A 20,290-nucleotide genomic window follows, 5' to 3' on the forward strand; every position below is an offset into this window, starting at 1 on the left:
TATCCTGCGCTTCAATGATTCAATTTCTTTTTGTTGTTGAATAAGATAGAGTGTAAGCTCTTCTACTTTTTGTAACAGGAGCTTATTCATCTCGCCAACGTCCACGCCATTTTCTTTTACTTCTGCTGCTGTTGGGATTTCCGGCAGATGACCATTTTTTGTAATGAAGCTTTCTACTTCCTGTAACGGAGGAAGTTTGTATTCCGGGTGGAAAACAAAGTCGGCCCAGTTGGCTTGCTGCGTAACTTTTATACGGCGTGCGCCGATGGCGCCTTCTACAGCCAGTTTGTAGTTATTGGGTGTTGTTGTGCCAATACCTATATTGCCCGTGTTGGTGATTACCATGTGATATCTTGCGGGGAGTGTCGTGGTGTCTGTATCAGTAGAAAAGAAATAAAGCAGAGAATCAGTGCTGGCGGCAATTCCAAATTTCCTGACACCGGCCTCCAGTTCGATAGATTGAGCGGTTGTTAGTTTGATCGCCTTTCCCCAGCCATTTGCAGTCCATGTTGGCGCTCCGGCAATTTCCAGTTTTGCAGTGGGAGTGGATGTGCCGATACCTATATTCCCAGAAAAATAGTTAAGCCCGCCCAGGTTGTAACTACTACCTGTGCGAGTAACTCCATTGGAGTTTACATAGCTATCGATAGCGGTTTTAAAAGTATGGGATACACTGCTGAGAGGCTCGGTATAAGGGAGCGGACCGGAAGGAGTGCCATCGTATACGGCTACCTTATCGTTATAACGGGAGCTATAGTTATAGCTGGTGTTACCTCTTAGCCAGATAATAATAATCTTTGAAATATTTACTGAAGTTGCATCTTTCCAACCGGCCACAAATTTATTGAATGGCATTGCAGGGTTAATGTATTGCCGGATATCTGCCTCAATAAAATTAGAACCGTTTCCCCAGTTGGCGGTATGATACCTGAATGTGGCAATAATACTGCCTTTCCAGCTATTGGCACCATCCTGGTGCACGCTGGAGCGTCCTATCTGAAGCTCAGAAGCCTCATTATAATTCCACGCCGTGTCAGTAAATACCACCGGGTAATATTTGTCAATATCGCCATTCACTACAAAAGTGCCACGAACCTGGGCCTGGGAATGAAAGCTGCACAAGGTTAATAAACAGGCCAATAACAGGCCAGGTAACTGGATGAATTTCATATGTATAGGTTTTAAAAAGAAAACAAAAATACAGGGTTTATACGATTACCAAAATAACATTTTAATTTGATCCGGCAGAAAAAAAGACCTGTTACAAATCTGTAACAGGTCTTCATGAAAAGTATGTTAATTGTTTATATCTCTCCCTTTTTCAATTGCTGAACTGCGTAATCCACTGCTCTCGCTGTGAGCGCCATATAGGTAAGCGACGGATTCTGTGTAGACGTGGACGTCATACAAGCTCCATCGGTCACAAATACGTTGTTACATGCGTGCATCTGGTTCCATTTATTCAGCATGGATGTTTTAGGGTCTTTACCCATACGCACCCCGCCCATCTCGTGGATATCCAGTCCGGGCGCCTGTTTGGAGTCGCTGGTATGTATATTGGTGAACCCTGCTTTGGTATACATTTCGGTCATCTGCTCAAAGAAATCTTTCAGCATTTTTTCATCATTATCATCATAGTCTACGTTGATATTGATCTGCGGAATGCCCCATTCATCTTTCTTTTGCGTATCCAGTGTAACGGTGCTGATCTCTTTCGGGATTGTTTCTCCCATCATGTGGGAGCCAACATACCAGGAGCCTGTTTCACTGTTAAACAGTTGGTCTTTCAGACTCTTGCCAAACCCGTCGGTATTGGTGTGCGAGCCTCTGCCGGCGGAAAATCCTGCTGCGTATCCGCGGAGGAAATCGGTTTCCTGTTTGTGCACATTGCGGAATCGTGGAAGGTAGGCGCTGGTAGGGCGACGGCCATCTGTGGTGGAATCTTTGAATCCTTCATACTGCCCGCTGATATGGCCGCGATAATTATGAAAGGCAAAGTATTTGCCGAGTACGCCGCTGTCGTTGCCTAGTCCGTTAGGGAAGCGGTGGGAGGTGGAGTTCAGCAATACCGCATTGGTATTTACTGCGGCAGCGTTTACGAAAATCACCTTTGCATAGTACTCCATCATTTCTTTGGTATTGGTATCCACCACGCGCACGCCGGTGGCTTTTCCTTTTTGTTCATCATAGATGATGGAATGTACTACGGAAAAAGGACGCAGGGTAAGGTTGCCGGTTTTTTCCGCCCATGGAATAGTGGAGGAGTTGCTGCTGAAATAGCCGCCAAACGGGCATCCACGCTGGCAAAGCACCCTGTTCTGGCATTTCCCGCGGCCCTGGTCCAGGTGGATCTGCTGCGGTTGCGTTAAGTGGGCGCAACGGGCGTAGATCACCTGCCGGTCTGTATAATTATTTTTTACAAAATCCTTGAAATAGTTTTCTACACAGGAAAGCTCCAGGGGTGGCAGGAATTCTCCATCGGGAAGGTGTGGTAAACCGTCTTTGTTCCCGGATATGCCCACAAATTTTTCCACGTAGCTGTACCAGGGGGCGATGTCTTTATAACGGATAGGCCAGTCGGTGGCGAATCCGTCGCGGGCAGGGCCTTCAAAGTCGAAGTCGCTCCAGCGCTGTGTTTGCCTGGCCCACATCAGTGATTTCCCACCTACCTGGTATCCCCTGATCCAGTCGAACGGTTTAGGCTGGCCATAAGGATGCTCCGTATCTTTCACGAAGAAGTGCATGGCATCTTCCTTATAGGCGTAGCAGCGGCTGATCACCGGGTTGGCGGCTTTGATGGCCTCCGGTATCTGGCCGCGGTGGGGAAATTCCCAGGGAAACTGGCTGGTAGTGGGATAGTCTTTCAGGTGTTTTACATCACGGCCTCTTTCCAGCACCAGTGTTTTCAATCCTTTTTCCGTGAATTCTTTTGCCGCCCATCCGCCGCTGATGCCGGAGCCGATAACTATGGCGTCGAACGTACGGTTTTGCAGGCTGGTATTATCTTTACTCATACAATTAATAGTTAGGCAAGCTTCCTGGTAATGGGTTTCAGTGGTACGCAACCGTGGTACCGTGCAGGTACCAGTTCATAGACATTTACTTTGGTAAGGAAATATTTAGAGCTGGTATACGCCTGGATGGTGAGGCGTTTGGTAGCGCGATAGAAAAAAGCAGCGTCACCCTTATCGTCTTTAGCGTCTTCGAAGGTTTTAAGCAGGGCTTCCCGTTGCGCCGGCGTACTGTCAACGAAGCTATGCCCGTTTAATTTTTTACCGGCCTGTTCGAATGCTTTCATGCCACTGAGCCATTTCTGCTGGTCTTCTTTTTGGTAGCAATCATCCATCATGATAAGAGTAAACAGGTGGGCGGACAATTCTTTTGCGCCTGGTGTGGTGGTGGCGGGGATAATTGTTTCCACGAGCTCAGCCAGCATTTTTTCCTGGTCGCCGTCTACCGCAATATTCTTTAATGTTAGGGATGTTCTGCTGGTATGCTGCAAACATGCCGGCAATAGAGCCATACCTGCTGAAACATACAGCAGCTGTCTGAGCGCTGCTCTTCTGGTCACTGTCATTGATCGGAATTTTTTGTAACAAAACGGGAATTGATCGACATTATTTTAGTCTTAATAAACTGCAAAATCCACATTTCCGTGCGTTCCCGCCGGAAACAGGGATTAAATATAAAGGAATCCGGGAGTTTTCACAATGTTTTTGTGGCGACCGGTAGGGAGCGGAGGTATTATCATGCAGGTAGTGCTGCGGAAGAAATGGTTTTCGCCGGCACAGGGGAGTGGATGTACCACCGGGAGCATTATTTCCTGCCGGCATCTGGGGTGAATGTACCGTTGGGCAGTGAGTGCCAACGGGAGTGTTATTTCCCGCCGGCAACACTGAGCGCCGGCGGGCATTAAACCGGGAACCGGTTTTATTTCACCCCTTTTTCGGGATTCCAGTTGCCTCGTAGTTTACGGATATAGAGGATCTGGCCAATATGATAAGCATTGTGCGCACTGATATTGGCAATGGTGGTGTATTGTGTTGACAGCTTTGTTTCATCTGCCTGTTCAATGATTGTTTCCCAGGCGGTAAGCACACTGTCGATCCGCTTCACGGAAGCTTCCCATTGCGCCGCTGTAGCTGGTGTAAAGGTATCGTCGTTGTTACCGTTGAAGGCCGACTTTTCTTTCCCTTTAAACTTTTCCAGTTGGTCGAGATTCCAGAAAGTAAGATGAGTTACCAGTTGCGCAATGGAGTGATTGCCGCTGCTGTCTTTCCAATTGGCCTGTTCCGGTGTAAGCCCTTCTATGGCCGTATTCACCGGTACAAACCATTCGGCTTTATTATGGGTGCTACGTAACTGGTTTAGCAGTATGGATCTGGTGGTAGCGGTTTGACTGTAACCCGAAAAGGATATTAACAGGAACGGGAGTACGAAAATAATTCTCATAGCAGTTGTATTGGAGTTATTATTGGTTGAGCAGCCAAATATAATGATTTCAGGATATTGATGCGTTCTCATATGCAAGTGAGAAAAAAACACCGGTAACGTTCTCAGTGAAAAAAAATAACCGGATAAGTCAATACATTATCTTTATCGCCATGGCTGCATTGCCGGCAAATGCCCGCCCTGTAAGTACCGGGTATGCCGGCCAGATATTGCGCCATCACCCACGCAGTGGCCATAGCAAAGCGATTGGAGTAACAAAATAACTAAGCATGAAACAACAAACAGCTACTGTAACAGCAGGATCCCTTAGCCGGCGGGATACCGTAATATCGATACTCATTGTAGGTTTATTGTTTTTTGTATTCGGGTTTGTAACCTGGGTGAATGCCATTCTGATACCCTATTTTAAGATTGCCTGTGAACTGAGCAATTTCCAGTCGTACCTGGTAGCTTTTGCTTTTTATATCTCCTATTTTTTTATGTCCGTTCCGGCATCCTACCTGCTGAAGGCAGTGGGTTTCAAGAAGGGAATGATGGTAGGGTTCTGGGTGATGTCGATGGGAGCGTTGATCTTTATACCTGCGGCATATACGCGTACCTACGAGGTTTTCCTGGCAGGGCTGTTTATCATTGGCCTGGGGCTGGCCGTACTGCAAACGGCGGCGAACCCGTATATCACTATCCTGGGGCCTAAAGAGAGCGCGGCTGCGCGTATCAGCATTATGGGCATCTGCAACAAGGGAGCGGGCATTGTGGCGCCGCTGATCTTTGCGGCGGTGATACTGAAAGCCACGGATGGCGACCTGTTCAAAGAACTGGCCCATATGACCGGCGATGCACGCAGCGCTGTGCTGGATGCGCTGATCAGGAGGGTGATAGTGCCTTATGGCGTAGTGGCGGTAGTATTATTTGGATTGGGTTGCCTGGTGCGTTTATCACCTTTGCCGGAAATTGACACAGAGCACGAAGATGCGGAGGTGGCCAGCGCCAATGCCGGTAAAACCAGCATCTTCCAGTTTCCCCACCTGATCCTCGGGGCGCTGGCAATATTTTTACACGTAGGCACGCAGGTAGTGGCCATCGACACCATTATCGGTTATGCCGGCTCCATGCATATCCCTTTGCTGGAAGCAAAAACATTTCCTTCCTATACATTATTCGTAACCATTTGCGGCTACCTCCTGGGTATATTGCTGATCCCGCGGGTGATCAGCCAGGCCAATGCCCTGAGAGTGTGCACCGTTCTCGGCGCCTTATTTACGCTGGGCATCATATACCTGCACGGGGAAGTGAGGTTCCTTGGGCATGTAACGGATATTTCCATTTGGTTCGTGGTATTGCTTGGATTCGCCAATTCCCTGGTATGGGCGGGTATATGGCCGCTGGCATTGGATGGATTGGGACGGTTTACCAAACTGGGGGCGTCTGTAATGATCATGGGCTTATGCGGCAATGCCATGTTGCCGGTGGTATACGGGCTGGTGGCAGATGCCTGCAATGTACGGCTGGCTTACTGGGTATTGTTCCCCTGCTATCTCTACCTGATTTTCTACGCGTTTTATGGGTATAAGCTAAGAAGCTGGAGCAGGCAGTGATATGCCCTGATGCGGTTCGACCGGATAAAAAATTGTATACTTGAAGTTTATAAAAGACTTCTACATGCTTAAAGAAAGAATCCGGCAATTAGCCAGCGGACTGCTGGAGGAGGCCACGGCCAACCGTCGCCATCTGCATAGTCATCCAGAGCTTTCATACCAGGAATACCAGACGGCTGCTTTTATTGAAAACCGGTTGCATTCCCTGGGGATCCCTTATGAAAGAATGGCTGATACCGGTATTGTTGCTTTATTGCAGGGAGGTGGCGGGCCATCTGATAAAGTAGTGGCCCTGCGGGCCGATATTGATGCCCTGCCTATTGTAGAGTTGAACGAAGTGCCCTACCGTTCGCAGCACCAGGGTGTTATGCATGCCTGCGGGCACGATGTGCATACCGCGTCATTACTGGGGGTAGCGGGCATCCTGAGCCGGATGAAGAACGAGTTTTCCGGAACGGTGAAGTTTATTTTCCAGCCGGCGGAAGAAGTGATCCCCGGCGGAGCCAGCCTGATGATCAAGGCGGGGGTGCTGGAAAACCCCAGGCCGCATCATATCCTGGGCCAGCATGTGATGCCGGAGCTACCGGTAGGCAAGGTAGGCTTCCGTTCCGGGCGCTATATGGCCAGCAACGACGAGATCTCCATTACAGTAAGAGGAAAGGGCGGGCATGGAGCCATGCCGCACCTGGGCATTGACCCGGTGGTGATTGCCTGCCATATGGTAATAGCGCTGCAGCAGATTGTAAGTCGACGGGCCAACCCCTTACTGCCTTCCGTGCTCACCTTCGGAAAAATGCATGCCAACGGTGCCAGTAACGTGATCCCCGATGAAGTGAAGCTCGAAGGCACTTTCCGCTCGCTGGACGAAACCTGGCGCAGTGCGGCGCATGAGAAAATTAAAAAAATGGCCATCTCCATAGCAGAAAGCATGGAAGGCTCCTGCGATATTAAAATAGAAAGAGGATATCCTGTGCTGATCAACGAAGATAAGCTCACCGCAGCCAGCAGGGGGCATGCGGTGGATTACCTGGGAGAAGAACTGGTGGAAGACCTGGACATCTGGATGGCGGCGGAAGATTTTGCCTCCTATTCCCAGGTGGCTGATGCCTGTTTTTATCGCCTGGGCGTACGCAATGAAAACCGGGGTATTGTATCCGGTTTGCACACCGCTACGTTTGATGCGGATGAAAAAGCGCTGGAAACCGGTGCTGGCCTGATGTCTTATCTCGCGCTGAAAACATTGGGTAATTAATGGAAGCGTTGGCTACACCCTTATTATTTTGTTAATCACCGGTTAAGGCCGGTTAATTTCATGCATTCACGGGGAATAATGATGCGTTCACAAAATAAGGTGGGCTACTAACGGCCATGAATATATCTTTGTATCAGGTTTTTCATAGGATATGGTTAAAATATTAAAGGGGAGGTAGTCTTGCCACCCCTTTATTTATGCATATCACCGCAGATAAGAAATAAATCTTATTTATCTTCGCGCCCTATGTCAGGGATTACAGATTCTATTGATATCATCATTCCCACCTTCCGGCTGGATGAGCAATATTTGCTTCCATTGATTCATTTGCCTAAGCCCGGCGGTTGGAAATTCAATTATTATATTATTGCAGATAACCCAAATGTGAAGCCCGGCGCGGAGTTACAACGCCTGGCGCAGGAGGGCGTCATACAATTATTTATCAATCCTGAAAACAGGGGCCCGGGCGAAACCCGTAACACAGGAATCGAAGCAGGGAGTGGAAACTGGATCTTATTCCTGGATGATGATATTGTGGCAGATGATGATTTGTTGTTCCGTTATGCAGATGCTATCAAAGCGCAACCGGTTGCAATCGGTTTTATAGGATTAACAGATTTCCCGGCTCCTGTAAATGCCTTTACACGCGCGCTGGATGCCGCGGGGCTTACCAGTATTTTTACCATTGCCAGGAAGAAGGAGCAGTTTAAATGGGGCGTAACAGCAAACATTATATTTAAGCGCAGCGCTTTGCAGGACCTGCGGTTTTCGCCGGAGCTGTCGGCCATTGGCGGGGGAGAGGATATTGACCTCGGGGCCAGGATAAGCATGCTGCATGATGCGCAATTCACCTGTGTGAAAGAAGCGCGTGTTACGCATCCCTGGTGGAATAACGGACAGCCGCATTACGATCGTTTTACCCGTTATGGTGCGGGCATGGCCATGCTGCTGCCCAGGTTTAAAGCGTTTAACTGGTATGCGTTTCCCAATCCTGTAGAAGGCTTGCTGCTGGCTTTATTATGTGCGCCTTTGTTCTTTATATTTCTTAGCTGGCAGAAATGGCTGATCCTTTTAGCAGCCATTCCTTTAATAGATATGGGGATTAATTATATAAGAGCTGCGGGTATGGGTTACCGTGATCTGAAAGTAGCTTATTATATGACCCTACTGCGGTGCAGTAATGAATGGGGAATGCTTAAAACCCTGGTAGGGCGCGGTTATGCAGGTTATTTTATGCGGCGTATCAATGTTGATTTTACGCGGCCCCGTCACTTCCGCACCAACCGGTGGAGAATCATCAAGCTGGTGATCTATCTTATTTTACTATCGTTACTCATCTTCCTATAACTAATTATAAAAAAGAGCCCGGCGATCATACCGGGCTTTTATTTTATTTTACGGCGGTTGCTTCGAATTCAACCTTCAATGTTTCAAAGAGCGTTTTCACTTCGAATAAAGTAGTGGCCTGTTTAATGCCATGCTTTGCAATCCAGGCCTGGAATATATCAAAGCAGCTGAAAAATTCTTCAGAAGAAGTGGTGTAAATGTTTAACCGCACAATATTCCCGCATTGGTAACCAGCTTCGCTGATCACACGTTCCAGGTTTTGAAGCGCCAATAACATCTGGGTTTTCATATCGGCGGTACTTGATGTTCCATCAGCTTCTACAGCCGCCTGGCCTGCGCAATAAAGTGTACTTTCTACTTTCTTTACTTCAACGGCCTGCACATAGCTTCGCTCATCCTGCCATTGCCAGGGATTGATCATTCTTTTTTCCATGTTGTTGTTTTGTTATTCGTAGCGCTGCAGGCACGGTGTGATTAAAAAATTGTACACTGCAAAGATGAGCACAATGCATTATTTTTTGTGTGACAAACATCACTTTCCCGAAGAGTGATAAAGCCTGCTGAGGGTTTCGCGGGATACGCCAAGATAAGCTGCCAGCAATGTTTTTGATACTCTCTGGTACAGTGATGGATAACGTTTGAGCAGTTGCTCATATCGCTCTTTTGCATTGGAAGTTAAGAAAGATAAGATGCGGCGCTGCGCGCCGATATGACCCGCATTTGATTTTTCCAGGAAGAAATGTTCCATCTTCCGGATACCTGCGCACAGCGCTCTGTATTGTGGCAGAGAAAGGCAATATACTATGGTATCTTCCAGGCATTGCAACGACATGGAGGCTTTCGTTTGCGTGAACCAGGCCAGGGTATCCGTTTCCCACCAGTCTTCCATGGCAAAGGAAACAATATGCTGTTTCCCCTGGTCGTCGTTATGAGATAGCATTAACAACCCTGAAATCACAAAATAAAGATATGGTACGCTTTCCCCGCTTTGGATGATCAGCTCCCGTTTTTTATAGTTTTTCACCGTGAAATGACCGGATATAAATTCAAATTCCTGGTCGGTAAGCGGTACTATTTTTTCTATATGCGCACGTAGTTTTTCTTCGATATCATGGAGCATGGCCGGATTTATGAAGGCCTGAAATTAAGTATTTTTGTTATCTTCCTTTCCTGCATTAAAACTTCCTGCATGAAGAAGGTGCTGGTGCCACTGCCCGATTATGGTTTTGATCCTACAGAAACAGCTATACCCTGGTTGCTGCTATCGGCAAAAGGGTACGACGTGCAATTTGCCACACCGGGCGGTTATAGCGGTATGGCCGATCTGCGGGTATTGAGGGGAGAAGGACTGGGCATATGGAAATGGTTGTTGCAGGCCAGGGAAGATGCTGTGATGGCTTATCACCGGATGTCGAACAGTGAATCCTTCTGTACGCCATTAAAATATACAGAGATCCGGGCGGAGGCGTATGATGCGTTGCTGTTGCCCGGGGGGCACGACAAAGGCGTTATTCCCTATCTGGAATCGGCTTTATTACAGCAGGTGGTGGCCCGCTTTTTTACGGAAGGGAAGCCGGTGGCAGCTATTTGTCATGGTACAGTACTGGCCGCGCGCAGCAAAAACCTGCAAACGGGTTTTTCCGTGTTGCATTCCTACAAAACTACCGCCCTGTTGGCCACCCAGGAGCGGATGGCTTATCAGCTTACCCGTTGGTGGCTGAAAGACTATTATCTTACCTACCCGGTAACGGTGCAGGCCGAAGTAACGGCCGCGCTGGCAAGCCCTGCACAGTTCGTCCGTGGCCCGCTACCATTGCGGAGAGATGATGCACATCACCCGGAGCGTGGTTTCATTGTACGGGACCGGAACTACCTTTCTGCCCGCTGGCCGGGCGATGTTTATCATTTTTCGGCTGCCTTCATTGATATGCTCACGCATGCTTAGGCTGCTTACCTAAAGTATATCGCCTGGTGTCCGTTGGTCGCATTATAGTAAATTTGTACCCATGAGTAAGCAAGGATTAAGACGGCCGTTGTCAGTATTAGACCTGGCGCCGGTAACGGAAGGAAGTACGCCTGCAGATGCATTCCGGAACAGCCTGCAGCTGGCGCAACATGTTGAGAAGCTGGGATATAAGCGGTTCTGGATGGCTGAGCACCACAATATGGTGAGCGTGGCGAGTTCCGCCACGGCCGTATTACTGGGATATATTGCCGGTGGCACCAGCACCATCCGGGTAGGATCAGGCGGTATTATGCTTCCGAATCATGCCCCGTTGGTGGTGGCAGAGCAGTTTGGCACCCTGGCCTCGCTGTATCCCGACCGGATAGACCTGGGGCTTGGGCGTGCGCCTGGCACCGACCAGGTAACAGCAAGGGCCCTGCGCCGCGACAGGCTTGGGGCCGGTTACGATTTCCCCGAACAGGTACAGGAACTGCAACAATACTTATCGTTTGATAATCACACCAGCGCTGTAAGGGCTATACCCGGCGAAGGACTGGATATTCCCATCTGGATACTGGGCTCCAGTACCGACAGCGCTTACCTGGCCGCCGCCATGGGATTGCCCTATGCGTTTGCCAGTCATTTTGCACCCGCACAACTGCATGCCGCACTGAAAATATACCGGCAGCATTTCAAGCCCTCTGAATTTTTATCGGCTCCCCATACCATGGCCTGCGTGAATGTAATTGCTGCAGACACCGATGCGGAAGCGAACCGGCTGGCTACATCTCTCTACCAGCTGTTCCTGGGAATAATACGCGGGAATCGTCGCCGACTGGGCCCTCCGATCGACAGCATGGAAGGTGTGTGGAATGAATATGAAAAGGCGCAGGCACAACAGATGCTGGTGTATTCTTTTGTAGGTAGTACAGATACCGTTAAAACTGGTTTGCAGCGTTTCATAGAAGAAACACAGGTGGATGAACTGATGGCTACCACGCATATTTACTACCAGGACAAACGGTTACGGTCGTACGAATTATTGAAAGGAGTAGTGGATACTTTGTAATATCAATGAAGATAACATAAATGATGGCGCTGTTTTTAACAGTGCCATTTTTGTTTTTGGGAGATGAAGACAGCGACAGGACCAGGAAGGCACGGTTTTTATTGTATCTTTAGGAGAAAGGTTGTCAGGTGGCAGCTTTAAAAAACGACACGTTATGGTTAATGCAATGAGAACAGTTATTACCGGTACTGGTAGTTTTATTCCTGCCAACAAAATAAAGAACAGTGATTTTTTGCAGCAGGATTTTTACAGTGACCGGGGAGAGAAGATCCCATATGAGGCGGCGGTGATTATCCGCAAATTTGGGGAGGTAACGGGGATCTGCGAGCGCAGGTATGCCGACCTGGACATGAATGCTACAGAAATGGCCGTGGCTGCGGCAGCAGCAGCCATCAAAGACGCTGGTGTTGATCCGGAAACACTGGACCAGATCATAGTGGCCCATAACTTTGGTAATATACTTACGGATACGATACAGTCGGATGCAGTGCCATCACTGGCTTCCAGGGTAAAGCAGGCATTGGGGATCAGGAACCCGGCGTGTATTCCATATGATATTTTGTTTGGCTGTCCCGGCTGGATCCAGGGCTTTATACAGGCAGATGCGTTCTTTAAAGCAGGACTGGCAAAGAAGTGCCTGGTAGTTGGCACAGAAACGCTGAGCCGGGTGATTGACCGTTATGACCGCGACAGCATGATTTTCAGCGACGGTGCAGGCGCCGTGATTGTAGAAGCTTTTGATGATAAAGAAGGCGCGGCAGGGGTGATCAGCACCAGTGCGCAATCGTATGTAACAGAAGAGCTCAACTATATTTGTATCGGCAAATCCTATGCTCCTGAAGCGGATCCGCGTATACGTTATGTGAAGATGCAGGGGCGCAAGGTATATGAATTTGCATTGAAGCATGTGCCTGAAGCCATGAAAGCCTGCCTGGATGCCGGTGGAATTAATATTGCTGATGTAAAGAAGATCTTTATTCACCAGGCCAATGAGAAGATGGATATTGCCATCATCAGGGCTTTTTATTCACTGTATGGTATCAAGGAAGCGCCTGCGGATATTATGCCTATGAATATCCACGAACTTGGCAACAGCTCTGTAGCCACTGTGCCCACTTTATATGACATGGTACGCAAGGGGCATATTGCCAACCAGGAAGTGCATGCCGGCGATGTGATCCTGTTTGCCTCCGTAGGAGCTGGTATGAATATCAATGCGATCTGTTACCGCGTGTAGGCATTATCGTTATAACTTTTACTGTAGCTGCGGGTTACCGTATAACCGTAACCGTAGCTTGCCTTACTACGGATACTGTTACCGTATAAGTGTAACCGTAGCTTGCCTTGCTTTGGTTGCAGAAACCGTTACCGTATAAGCGTAACCGTGCCTTTCCTGCTAAAGCGGCGTCCTGTATAATCCACGCCCTGCACCATCCATATATAGGTGGCGGCAGGAGCAGGTTGTCCGTTCCAGGTACCGTCCCAACCGCCGGGGAGACTGGCGCTGCGGAAAATTTCCTGTCCCCAGCGGTTCCATATGCAAAAGAAATCCAGTTTGGGCACACCCGCGGCAATCACCCTGAAAATATCGTTACGCCCGTCGTTGTTGGGTGTGAAGGCATTGGGAACATAGAATTCCGGTCCCTCGTATACTTTGATGTTTACATCATCGTGATCCTCGCAACCTTCCGGGGAAGTGAGGGTAAGGCGGAAGGTCTGGTCTTTCTGCAATATGGCAACCGGGTTGGCAATGTAGGGATCATTGAGGCCCGTCACCGGCGACCAGGTATAACGGACGCGCGGGTTCAGCCATTCCGCCTGTAACTGGAGTGGCTGGCCGCTGGCTACTATGGTATCTTTGCCGGCGCGCGCGAATACAGCAGTAACCCTTACAGGAACTTCCACCTGGGGCGATATACAGCCATCGTTGCTGACAGCGTATAGGCTTACCCGGTAGTAGCCGGTATCTGCGAAGCGGAAGCTGCCCTGTTGCTGTTGCAATGTGTTCCCTCCGCCTAAGTCCCAGTGCCACTGGCTTAGCGGAGTAGCCGGTGTAAGGTTGAAGCCTTCAAATGCAGTGGCTGTGCCCAGGCATACATCTTCACCGTTGCCGCTTACCTGCGGCGTATTGCTCACAAGAATTGTTTTAGTGGCGGTACCGGCACAACCTTGTGCTGAGGTGACCGAGAGCTGTATTTGCCTGGGTCCCGGCGTGGTGTAGGGGGCAGTGGGTTGGGGGCCGGTAGTAGTGGTACCGTTGCCCCAGTTCCATTCCCATTTTTCGGCAGTGCCAACGGCGATGGTAGTACGATCTTCCATCTGCATTTTCCCGGTAATACATAGCGGATCGGGGCCGAAGTCCACTACCGGGTACGCCCCCACGGTAAAGGGCGCCTTCAGGGTATCCGACATGCAGCCGCTGTTATCTTCGATCACCAGCTTTACTTCATACTGTCCTGCCGCGGGGTATACGTGAGCGGGCGGCAACGGTGCAGTGGACTGGGTCCCATCTCCCAGATCCCACCACCAACGGGTGATAGATCCGAAGGAGCTGGAATTGTCCCGGAAGGAGATGGGTGTGCCATCGCAGAAGATCTGCCCGGGATTGAAGTTAAATTCCGGGCGCAGGGCGGCGCAGAACTCCTGCTTGTTGGAGCTGCCGCCGGTGGATCCGGCAAAGCCCCAGAATACGTTGGGATCGCCGCCGAAAATATCGTTTACAATATCTTTATCCAGTGTAAGTCGCAGCACATTATCCACGCTTACTTCCATATGCTGTGCAGCAGCGTCCCAGCGGATACGGAAAAGATGCCAGTTACAGTCTTCAATATTGTCGCTTCCGGCCAGCGCTGTTACCGGTGTGGTAAGGTTGCCCGCAGGATCGCTGTGATCCGTGATACCATTCATCTGAATGGCGATATGATCATATGGCGGATCGTTTTCGTCGTTGTTCTGGTACGTATCAATGATAATCCCCAAAGAAGGGGAGATGCCCTTAAAACCGATGCCCTGGCCGGTAGCGCCGAGATTGGTGCCTTTGGTTTGCAGGATGAAGCCAATGCCATCTGCGCCGGTAGCATCTTTACAACCCAGGTTCACATCAAAAACATAATTAAAAGACTGGTGGAGGTTGATTTTATTTTTGTTCCATACCGTACCGCTGGTAGTTTGCTGGTCGGGAGTGAGCACATAGCAGTTACAGGTACGCTGGGTGGCGGCCCCGTTGAGGATATATGGCAACAACGTTTGGCCCGTCAGGGAAGAGCTACTGAGCAATAACAGGCCGGTGATCAGGCATAGTAATCTTTTCATATCAGGGACCGGGCAGCGTGACAAATTGCCTGTAACAAGTTACATTCTTGATTTTTAACATCAAAGCATAATTATTGACGGCATTGGGTTTTTAAGTAATTTGCAGCCATATGGATATCAGCGTTAATAAATATATCAGTGAAACGGGCTTCTGCAGCAGGAGGGAGGCGGACAAATATATTGAACAGGGCCGTGTTACGATCAACGATAATATTGCCTCCAAAGGTAACCGCGTAAAAGACGGCGATGTGGTAGAGATAGATGGGGAACCGCTGAAAAAGAAGAAATCGACCGTGTATATAGCGCTCAATAAACCTAAAGGTATTACCTGTACCACTGATCTGAAAGATAAAACGAACATTATCGACTATGTGAACTTTCCATCCCGGATATTTCCCATCGGACGGCTGGATAAGCGTTCCGAAGGATTAATATTCCTTACCAACGACGGGGATATTGTAAACAAGATCCTGCGGGCCGGCAACCAGCATGAAAAGGAATACATTGTTACCGTTGATAAACCTATAGACCTGGAATTTGTTAAGAATATGCGCAGTGGCGTACGTATCCTGGGTGTAATGACACAGAAATGTTTTGTTCAGCAGGAAGGGCCAAACCGTTTCCGCATTATATTAACCCAGGGGCTTAACCGGCAGATCCGCCGTATGTGCGAAGCTTTGGGATATGAAGTAACCACGCTGAAACGCATACGGATCATGAATATGACCTTGAAAGACCTGGCGCCCGGCAGCTGGCGGTATTTCACCAAAGAAGAGATCAGTAATATCAACGCCCTTGTTGCCAACAGCAGCAAAACGGAGAAAGGCGCCAATAACTACCAGGATGGCATGGATGAATAATCTATGTTAACAGATAATGATAAGCCGCCATGCAGTAATGAGCAGGCGGTTTATTTATTTAATCCAGTTTCTTTACATACAAGAAAGAAGAATCTTTGGCATTATAGGTAAAAATAAACCTGCCGTTCACAGCTGTTCCTGAAAGAAGGCTGTTTTTATTTGCCAGCGTATACACCGGTTGATGTACAAAAGCCACCACAAATGAATCAAGATAAACATACTGCAATTGCAGATCGGTGAACCCTGTTGCTTTCATGTCTTTAAATGCGCTACGGCTTTTATCGTTCATATTTTGCAGGTTCCATAAGTCCTGCGGAAAATGATGAAAGGTGCGGCGGTATTCTTTTACAGCCTCCATAAAAGTGATGGTAGGTTGTATGGCCCGTTTTTTCCTTTTGGCGTGGAGAGGCGAGCCATAGCCGGTTTCAGTATGTTCCTGGACTTTGAGTTGCCCATCTGCTCCGCGGTAGTAGGTGTAGGAGGTGGCTGGTGTGCTGCAGGAACAGGTCAACAATAAAATTGCTAAGTACTTTTTCATAGTGATGTTGAAGTTATTTTATTTTTCCTGAAAAAAAATTTGGCGGTTAAAGTGGGATTATTATCTTTGCAGCCCTTAACAGTAAAGGATTCCCTAGCTCAGTTGGTAGAGCAATACACTTTTAATGTATGGGTCTTGGGTTCGAGTCCCAAGGGGATCACGGAGAGACAGGTTCGCATTGCGAACCTGTTTTATTTTGTCGTATTCCACAAACCGAACGAAAATATGAGAATTGCGGTATGCGGCGCTCACAATGTAGGTAAGACCACATTGACGGAAGAACTTCTGGAGAACCTTCCAGGGTATACACTTGAAGCGGAGCCATATCATCAACTGGCGATGTCAGGGTATGAATTTTCGGAAAATCCTATTCCTGAGGATTTTATTGAACAGTTTAATTATGCTGCCAAACTGGTTTCCAAAAGCGGAAGCAATGTGATATTTGATAGATGTGTCATTGATATCTTATCCTATCTGCATGTTATTGACCCTGGTAGAAATATTCAGGAGCTATTTGAAACAGCTCAAACAGTAATTGCCGGAATCGACCTTTTGGTATTTGTTCCCCATAGAAGAACCGGATTTGATACCGGGCCATCAGACAGATCTGCCAAAACTCAGACGCCTGGTTAATGATTTGCTCTATGATTGGATCGGCGATTTTGGTATAGAGGCGATTGAAGTGAGTGGTACTTTATCGAACCGCAGAGACCAGGTACTCGCTAAAATTTCCTAAAAGCATCTGGGCTACCGCCAGCAGAGGACGCCAATTCTTGTAAATCTGTCATAAAAAGAGTTTAAGAGGCTTCGCTATGCGCCTTAAGACCAATCTTCGGCTATTTTAAACTGTGTGGTATCCAGCCGTTCTTTTTAATTATACAATTGCTGTATTTGTGCCAGTTGCAGGGCATGCGTTGGTTTGAACTGTGTTCCGCTCATATATTTCCCGAGGCTGTAAAGCAACTGGCGGGCCTCCGGGCGCTTGTCCTGGTCGGTAAGAAGATCTATTGCCGAAACAAGGAGCCTGCCTTTTCCTATGTTGCATTCAAAGATCAGGCCCAGGGAACGGGCGGTTACCCAATCGTCAATCACCCTTACAATGGGAGAGAGGTCCTTCGCCAGGACTTCCAGCTTAATTGCGCTTGAATGATTGATGGCGTCCCACCATTGCCAGTTGCTATGATATTGAGTAGGGAAATCCGCGAGTGCAGGATGTTTGGGATCGCATAAAATACCTAAGGTGACAGGAGGTTGCTTACCTGTCCATGCAGTATTCCAGAATATGGAGGAGAAACCGGTTTTGATATCGCCACCCATTTCAGGCTTAACCGACCCTTTATTTAATGTCAGCAATACCTTTCCCCCTTGCTTCAGCTTTTCAATAGCATTGGCATCCAGGGTTTGGGTTATAAGTACTTCCCCTGGTGTTTCCGGTAGTGCTTTGGGATAAACGAAAATATCCCATGTATTTGTATAAGTTCCTACCTTTGCCTTCAAAACAAGACGTTGCGCTTTTTTTACAGCTCCGAGAACCTGCCGTATGGTATCTACCTTAATTCCATTTCCTATTTCAATAGCTTCTTTTTTAAAGCTGCCATCAAACAACAGATCTCCGTTTTCAGACTCAATACGCCATGTAATTAAGGTGTTCTTTATAGGAGCATTGCTGAAATTAGCGATTTCCAGCGGAACAAGGAGTTCTTCGTTGTTGGTGTAAATCATTTTTGGCAACCTGGCCAGAAGTACTACCGGCGAGCAGAATTGTTTAAACCCCGCAGCAGTAATATAAGGTTTGGGTTCCCAGAACGGATCTAATACACCTACAAGCGCTGTTCCCTGGCCAGGGAAATCATTTAAGCCCAGCAGTTGAAAACCACCGAATCCAGGAGTGCGCAGGGCGGCTTCAATATCAGCTTTATAGCAAAGTGCCTGTAGTTTCCCGGAAGCCATGAAAAAACTGTCGGCTAACTGCAGCAGGCCATTTTCCTGTAACTTATCTCTGAAGATTTCAAAGTTCTTCGGTTTTAATATACCATCATATTTTTTCATTTCCCTGAAATTGGGATATACGCACCACTGGCCAATTTCATGGCTAACAACAGGACGGTTCCATTTTGAGATAATATGGGTCCAGTCATAGTCGGATCGCGGCGCCTCCTTGTTGATGATACTTGACAAGCCCTGGCCCCATCCCTGGATTCTTGGGTCTGGTGTATTGTGATAATCACTGGCGTCATTTACTGGCCAGCCGGCTGCGGTAGTATAAACCCTTCTTGCATCTTTGGCTTTCCAGTAATTGACAAAGCCCACCAGGTATTGGGTCTGTTTTTCTCCACCGGGTTCATTGCCATAGGTCATCATTACAAAAGAGGGATGATTGCCATATGCTTTCACCATTTTTTCGCTTTCCTCGTAAACGTATTTATCTATAGGCAGATCATCGCCAATTACAGCAGTATTAAATCCGCTTGCCCATGCGGAACATTCCACCTGTAAATAAATACCGAGTCTGTCTGCAGCGGTAAATGCCGCTTCGGGTGGGCACCAGGAATGAAATCTTATATGATTCAATCCATAAGCCTTTATCGTTTTGAATTGCTTTATCCAGGTGGCTACATCAGTGGGCGGATAACCTGTTTTTGGGAAAGCCGCGCAATCTAATGTACCGCGTAAAAACGTAAGCGTGTCATTGATGGCAAACTGGGTGCCCTTTGCTTTAAAATCGCGCATCCCGAAAGATATATGCTGGCGGTCTGCATCACCCTGTTTCTGTTTATTCAGGGTTACCTGCATTTCATATAAGTCCGGGTGAAATTCATTCCATAGCAAGGGGTTGCTTCCCATAGGATAAGCAATTTCTATAGTTTTCTCTTTTTCAGAAAGCGTTACTTCCTGCGTCAGGGGCATTGGTTTTATTACGCCTGGTTTACCGGGAATAGCAGCGAGGTTTAATGAAACTACCTGCTGAGTACCTGATGTGTTCTTAACCAGGATTTTTGCAAGTACCAGTTTGTTTTTAATATCGGGATACAGCTGCACCCCCCCAATAAAAACGCGTGGCCTGGCCCTGAGGCTCAATTCTCCCACCATCCCGTTCCAGTTGGTTTGTGTATGATCGGATACACTATGCGCATCATTTCCTACCTGTATATTTTTTATCCTGTTGTCGACCCTGATTGTTAAGCGGTGTATACCTGGCTGTAATTTGTTTCCTGGCTCAAATACCTGTGCTGTGCCCAGGCTGTTTTCCATACCTATCTCCACATCATCTATCCATACAGTAGTTTCCCAATGGCTTCTTTCTATAAAGAGCTGTATATATTTGTTGTTCCAGGAAGCAGGAATATTTATTGTTTTTTGATACCATGCGGCGCCTTTATAATACTTTGCCGGTTGCAGCCAAAAGGGTATTTTAATATTTCCCGGTTGCCTGTACCTGGCATATTCATTACTTGTGAACCAGGATTTGTCAATAATGTTGCCGGTCCAGGGAGTATTTACCGAAACTTCATCGCCTTTTCCATTCGTAGTCATTGATCCGGGAAGTTTAATATGGTCTTTTAACTGATGATTAAACCATTTGCCGGTAATTCCTTTGTCGAGCGAGTCTACCTGGAAGTCCCAGTTGCCCGAAATGTCAATTTTTTGTTGTGCTGCTGTTGTAGAAAAAAGGGAGAATACCAATAAAAATGACAGCATTGGTTGTAGTAAAATTTTCATCATGTAACTGTTCATCTATGAGAATGCTTTGGCAAAAAGTCAGGGTTAAAGTTAATTTTAATAAATTTTGTACTGATGGATTATTTGCGGAAAAAAATGGATAATCTGGTTATATTAAAGTGGGAGTGAGTAATCAGCCCCGGAATAAAGCCGCATAAACCGGATGATTTATGCGGCTTTATAGCGCAATGTTCAAAACT

Annotated in this window: 17 protein-coding genes and 1 tRNA gene; 9 read left to right on the top strand and 9 right to left on the bottom strand. The window is 47.7% G+C overall.

Annotated features, from left to right (window positions below):
* The 4 genes from VIM72_RS10455 to VIM72_RS10470 all read right to left on the bottom strand — a co-directional run.
* Nucleotides 1-1,170, bottom strand: a 1,170-nt coding sequence (locus VIM72_RS10455; RefSeq protein ID WP_332002779.1) for a hypothetical protein, incomplete at its 3' end; no start/stop codon positions are given.
* A 134-nt stretch (nucleotides 1,171-1,304) separates the two neighbouring features.
* Nucleotides 1,305-3,014, bottom strand: a complete 1,710-nt coding sequence (locus VIM72_RS10460; protein WP_332002780.1) for a GMC family oxidoreductase — start codon at nucleotides 3,012-3,014, stop codon at nucleotides 1,305-1,307.
* A gap of 11 nt (nucleotides 3,015-3,025) precedes the next feature.
* The gene (locus tag VIM72_RS10465; RefSeq protein WP_332002781.1) at nucleotides 3,026-3,577 is read right to left on the bottom strand and encodes a gluconate 2-dehydrogenase subunit 3 family protein; all 552 of its coding nucleotides are present in this window, start codon (nucleotides 3,575-3,577) and stop codon (nucleotides 3,026-3,028) included.
* A 353-nt stretch (nucleotides 3,578-3,930) separates the two neighbouring features.
* The gene (locus VIM72_RS10470; protein WP_332002782.1) at nucleotides 3,931-4,452 is read right to left on the bottom strand and encodes a DinB family protein; all 522 of its coding nucleotides are present in this window, start codon (nucleotides 4,450-4,452) and stop codon (nucleotides 3,931-3,933) included.
* 269 nt (nucleotides 4,453-4,721) lie between these two features.
* Between VIM72_RS10470 and VIM72_RS10475 the strand changes: the two genes are divergently transcribed.
* The 3 genes from VIM72_RS10475 (at nucleotide 4,722) to VIM72_RS10485 (ending at nucleotide 8,646) form a co-directional block, all read left to right on the top strand.
* The gene (locus tag VIM72_RS10475) at nucleotides 4,722-6,047 is read left to right on the top strand and encodes a sugar MFS transporter (RefSeq protein ID WP_332002783.1); all 1,326 of its coding nucleotides are present in this window, start codon (nucleotides 4,722-4,724) and stop codon (nucleotides 6,045-6,047) included.
* A gap of 64 nt (nucleotides 6,048-6,111) precedes the next feature.
* Nucleotides 6,112-7,299 carry a M20 family metallopeptidase gene (locus tag VIM72_RS10480; RefSeq protein WP_332002784.1) on the top strand — a complete coding sequence of 396 codons (1,188 nt, stop codon included), beginning with the start codon at nucleotides 6,112-6,114 and terminating at the stop codon, nucleotides 7,297-7,299.
* Between the two features lie 246 nt (nucleotides 7,300-7,545).
* Nucleotides 7,546-8,646: a glycosyltransferase gene (locus tag VIM72_RS10485; protein ID WP_332002785.1), complete on the top strand. Its 1,101-nt coding sequence runs from the start codon at nucleotides 7,546-7,548 to the stop codon at nucleotides 8,644-8,646.
* A gap of 43 nt (nucleotides 8,647-8,689) precedes the next feature.
* On the opposite strand, the gene VIM72_RS10490 is transcribed toward VIM72_RS10485, so the two are convergent.
* Nucleotides 8,690-9,079, bottom strand: coding sequence for a RidA family protein (locus VIM72_RS10490; RefSeq protein ID WP_332002786.1), 390 nt, complete (start codon nucleotides 9,077-9,079; stop codon nucleotides 8,690-8,692).
* Nucleotides 9,080-9,178: 99 nt separating this feature from the next.
* Nucleotides 9,179-9,766 (bottom strand): Crp/Fnr family transcriptional regulator, encoded by a 588-nt coding sequence (locus tag VIM72_RS10495; protein WP_332002787.1) that lies wholly within the window; start codon nucleotides 9,764-9,766, stop codon nucleotides 9,179-9,181.
* Between the two features lie 69 nt (nucleotides 9,767-9,835).
* On the opposite strand from VIM72_RS10495, the gene VIM72_RS10500 reads away from it, so the two are divergent.
* The 3 genes from VIM72_RS10500 to VIM72_RS10510 all read left to right on the top strand — a co-directional run bounded on the left by VIM72_RS10500 (nucleotide 9,836) and on the right by VIM72_RS10510 (nucleotide 12,897).
* A complete protein-coding gene (locus tag VIM72_RS10500) occupies nucleotides 9,836-10,591 on the top strand; it encodes a type 1 glutamine amidotransferase domain-containing protein (RefSeq protein WP_332002788.1) in 756 nt (251 codons plus the stop codon).
* A gap of 61 nt (nucleotides 10,592-10,652) precedes the next feature.
* Nucleotides 10,653-11,660 (top strand): LLM class flavin-dependent oxidoreductase, encoded by a 1,008-nt coding sequence (locus tag VIM72_RS10505; RefSeq protein ID WP_332002789.1) that lies wholly within the window; start codon nucleotides 10,653-10,655, stop codon nucleotides 11,658-11,660.
* Nucleotides 11,661-11,814: 154 nt separating this feature from the next.
* Nucleotides 11,815-12,897 carry a 3-oxoacyl-ACP synthase III family protein gene (locus tag VIM72_RS10510; protein WP_332002790.1) on the top strand — a complete coding sequence of 361 codons (1,083 nt, stop codon included), beginning with the start codon at nucleotides 11,815-11,817 and terminating at the stop codon, nucleotides 12,895-12,897.
* Nucleotides 12,898-13,025: 128 nt separating this feature from the next.
* On the opposite strand, the gene VIM72_RS10515 is transcribed toward VIM72_RS10510, so the two are convergent.
* Nucleotides 13,026-14,972 carry a lectin-like domain-containing protein gene (locus tag VIM72_RS10515; protein ID WP_332002791.1) on the bottom strand — a complete coding sequence of 649 codons (1,947 nt, stop codon included), beginning with the start codon at nucleotides 14,970-14,972 and terminating at the stop codon, nucleotides 13,026-13,028.
* A gap of 110 nt (nucleotides 14,973-15,082) precedes the next feature.
* On the opposite strand from VIM72_RS10515, the gene rluF reads away from it, so the two are divergent.
* Nucleotides 15,083-15,832, top strand: a complete 750-nt coding sequence (rluF, locus tag VIM72_RS10520) for a 23S rRNA pseudouridine(2604) synthase RluF (protein WP_332002792.1) — start codon at nucleotides 15,083-15,085, stop codon at nucleotides 15,830-15,832.
* Between the two features lie 58 nt (nucleotides 15,833-15,890).
* Here rluF and VIM72_RS10525 read toward each other — a convergent pair whose 3' ends face one another.
* Entirely contained in the window at nucleotides 15,891-16,370 is a 480-nt protein-coding gene (locus tag VIM72_RS10525) for a hypothetical protein (protein WP_332002793.1), read from the bottom strand.
* An 87-nt stretch (nucleotides 16,371-16,457) separates the two neighbouring features.
* Here VIM72_RS10525 and VIM72_RS10530 point away from each other — a divergent pair.
* Nucleotides 16,458-16,530: transfer RNA gene (locus VIM72_RS10530), tRNA-Lys, on the top strand.
* A 65-nt stretch (nucleotides 16,531-16,595) separates the two neighbouring features.
* Entirely contained in the window at nucleotides 16,596-17,003 is a 408-nt protein-coding gene (locus VIM72_RS10535) for a hypothetical protein (protein WP_332002794.1), read from the top strand.
* A 237-nt stretch (nucleotides 17,004-17,240) separates the two neighbouring features.
* Here the strand turns inward: VIM72_RS10535 and VIM72_RS10540 are convergent, their stop codons facing one another.
* On the bottom strand, nucleotides 17,241-20,069 hold the full coding sequence (locus VIM72_RS10540) for a sugar-binding domain-containing protein (RefSeq protein ID WP_332002795.1): 2,829 nt from the start codon (nucleotides 20,067-20,069) through the stop codon (nucleotides 17,241-17,243).
* Between the last annotated feature and the right edge of the window lie 221 nt (nucleotides 20,070-20,290).

This window comes from Chitinophaga sp. (assembly GCF_036569185.1).
In the GTDB taxonomy this organism is placed as follows: Bacteria; Bacteroidota; Bacteroidia; order Chitinophagales; family Chitinophagaceae; genus Chitinophaga.

Bases quoted from the DNA above. Each gene is read 5' to 3' on its own strand.
- VIM72_RS10540 (WP_332002795.1), bottom strand. From the start codon at position 20,069: ATGCTGTCATTTTTATTGGTATTCTCCCTTTTTTCTACAACAGCAGCA.
- VIM72_RS10460 (WP_332002780.1), bottom strand. From the start codon at position 3,014: ATGAGTAAAGATAATACCAGCCTGCAAAACCGTACGTTCGACGCCATA.
- VIM72_RS10500 (WP_332002788.1), top strand. From the start codon at position 9,836: ATGAAGAAGGTGCTGGTGCCACTGCCCGATTATGGTTTTGATCCTACA.
- VIM72_RS10525 (WP_332002793.1), bottom strand. From the start codon at position 16,370: ATGAAAAAGTACTTAGCAATTTTATTGTTGACCTGTTCCTGCAGCACA.
- VIM72_RS10495 (WP_332002787.1), bottom strand. From the start codon at position 9,766: ATGCTCCATGATATCGAAGAAAAACTACGTGCGCATATAGAAAAAATA.
- VIM72_RS10490 (WP_332002786.1), bottom strand. From the start codon at position 9,079: ATGGAAAAAAGAATGATCAATCCCTGGCAATGGCAGGATGAGCGAAGC.
- VIM72_RS10515 (WP_332002791.1), bottom strand. From the start codon at position 14,972: ATGAAAAGATTACTATGCCTGATCACCGGCCTGTTATTGCTCAGTAGC.
- VIM72_RS10470 (WP_332002782.1), bottom strand. From the start codon at position 4,452: ATGAGAATTATTTTCGTACTCCCGTTCCTGTTAATATCCTTTTCGGGT.
- VIM72_RS10535 (WP_332002794.1), top strand. From the start codon at position 16,596: ATGAGAATTGCGGTATGCGGCGCTCACAATGTAGGTAAGACCACATTG.
- VIM72_RS10465 (WP_332002781.1), bottom strand. From the start codon at position 3,577: ATGACAGTGACCAGAAGAGCAGCGCTCAGACAGCTGCTGTATGTTTCA.
- rluF (WP_332002792.1), top strand. From the start codon at position 15,083: ATGGATATCAGCGTTAATAAATATATCAGTGAAACGGGCTTCTGCAGC.
- VIM72_RS10510 (WP_332002790.1), top strand. From the start codon at position 11,815: ATGGTTAATGCAATGAGAACAGTTATTACCGGTACTGGTAGTTTTATT.
- VIM72_RS10475 (WP_332002783.1), top strand. From the start codon at position 4,722: ATGAAACAACAAACAGCTACTGTAACAGCAGGATCCCTTAGCCGGCGG.
- VIM72_RS10505 (WP_332002789.1), top strand. From the start codon at position 10,653: ATGAGTAAGCAAGGATTAAGACGGCCGTTGTCAGTATTAGACCTGGCG.
- VIM72_RS10480 (WP_332002784.1), top strand. From the start codon at position 6,112: ATGCTTAAAGAAAGAATCCGGCAATTAGCCAGCGGACTGCTGGAGGAG.
- VIM72_RS10485 (WP_332002785.1), top strand. From the start codon at position 7,546: ATGTCAGGGATTACAGATTCTATTGATATCATCATTCCCACCTTCCGG.